This is a genomic window from Streptomyces carpinensis, from assembly GCF_002154505.1.
Lineage (GTDB): Bacteria > Actinomycetota > Actinomycetes > Streptomycetales > Streptomycetaceae > Streptomyces > Streptomyces carpinensis.
In genome coordinates, this window is record NZ_MUBM01000776.1 from 1 (window position 1) to 1,830 (window position 1,830).

Consider the following 1,830-nt stretch of genomic DNA (forward strand, 5'->3'; position numbering starts at 1 on the left):
GGCCGGCGGGGTCGGGGGCGGGGTCGCCGCGGTTTCCCGGGTCTCGGCGAGGTGGTCCTCCAGGCGGCGGATGAGTTCGTCCGTGCGGGCCGTGGCCTGGTCGCGGTCGTAGGCCAGGAGCAGACGGCAGTCCTGGCCGTGTCCCGGCCGCACATGGGGGAGCCAGCCGAGCCAGGACCACTCGGCCGTGCGCTCCTGGAGCGGGCGGGCTCGGTCGGTGCTGATCAGGACGATCTCCAGCGCGTCGGGGGAGTGCAGCGCGGCGAGCTGGGCCAGCACGGCGCGGGTCAGCCCGGACAGGCGGTCACGCGGTCCGGCCAGGCCCAGTGCCCCCACCTCGCGCAGGCCGGTGGTCACCGGCACCGCGGGCAGCAGCCGCCCCGAGCCGTCGGGTGCGGGGCGGTCGGCCGTGCCCAGCCGGACCGTGAGCGCCTCGGGGTGTCCCGGCCGGCGCTCCCACAGCCTCGGCCCCGGCCCCAGGGCCGTCAGCAGCAGTGCCGCCGGGTCCGGCCAGGTCTCCGGCAGCTGCCGTGCCGCGTACCCCTCGGGGGCGCCCTGCGCCGACGCGTGGGCCGCCGTGTCGTCGTACGCCCCGCCGCGGGCCGCCGCCGTCTCGCCGCGCCCGCCGGCCAGGCGTCGCGCCCACGCGCCCAGCCCGCCGCGCCGGCGCACGCCCTGCGGTACGTCGGTGCCCCGCACGGGGGTCCCTTTGCGCCCGCGCCCCTCGACGGCGCCGTCGGGATCCCCGGCGAACCCTCCCGCCCGGGTCTGCCCGTCATGACTCTCGGGTCGAGGCGCCTGGCCCTGCGCGTGGACCGGGGGCTCGACCGGCCCGTGCTCCTGCGCGGCCGGGGCCCTACCCACGCCCATGCCCGGAGCCGTACCCATGCCGAAGGCCGTGCCCGCACCCGCGCCCGTGCCGAAGGCCGTGCCCGTGCCGAACACCGTTCCCGTACCGCTCACGGCGTCGGGCACGCGCGCGTGTGCCACGTCGGGTGCGCCCGCCGCCGGACCCGCCGCGCCGTCGCCGCCGGGGACCCGCACATGCCCCTCGCCGTCCGGTGCCGTCGCCACCCGCGCGGCCGGTCCGGCGGCCGGGGTCAGACGCAGGGCCGACTCGCCGATGCGCAGCAGGGCGCCCGGGGCGAAGCGGACCGGATGGGAGCCCACGGGCCGGCCGTCCAGCACGGTGCCGTTGGTGGAGGCCAGGTCGACGACCGAGACGCGGCCGTCGGGAGAGACCGTCACCGCGCAGTGCAGGCGGGAGACGTCGGGGTCGTCGAGCGGGACGTCGGCATCGGCGGAACGGCCGACGGTGATCTGCCCGCCGTGCAGCAGATGGACGCCTCCCGCGTCCGGCCCCGCGACCACGTGCAGCTGGGTCGGGGCCTCGTCGAGCTCGGGGTGCGGCTCCGGCTCGGCGGGGGCGCCCAGGGACAGCACCGCGCCGTCCAGCAGCGGCGGCTCGCCGAGCGTGCAGCGCTGGGTGTCGAGCCGCTCCACCCCCGCGTACAGGACCACGGGTCCCGCCCCGGACTCGCGGCCGGCCCGCTCGGACCCCGCTCCGCCGTCCCCGGCGACCGCCGCGGCCAGCGCCGACGCCACCGCGGCCAGGGCGGTGCCCGCGGGCGCCGTGACCAGCACGTCGCAGCTCGCGGCTCGGCCCCCGGCCGCCGCAGGCGGGCCCAGCGGGTCTACGACGGTCAGCCGGATCTGCATCGCCGTCAGCGGTCCCTTCTGCGCGGGCGCGGACTCCCCCCACCCCACACGAGCACGTCGGCCAGTCACTGGGAGCACATCCTCGCACCTGCCACTGACAACCCGCCCGCC

The 1,830-nt window shown here is 79.1% G+C and carries 1 protein-coding gene; it reads right to left on the reverse strand.

What is annotated here, in order from left to right; translation table 11 throughout:
• Positions 1–1,719, reverse strand: a 1,719-nt coding sequence (locus tag BZY54_RS48715; RefSeq protein WP_143668476.1) for an FHA domain-containing protein, incomplete at its 3' end; no start/stop codon positions are given.
• Between the last annotated feature and the right edge of the window lie 111 nt (positions 1,720–1,830).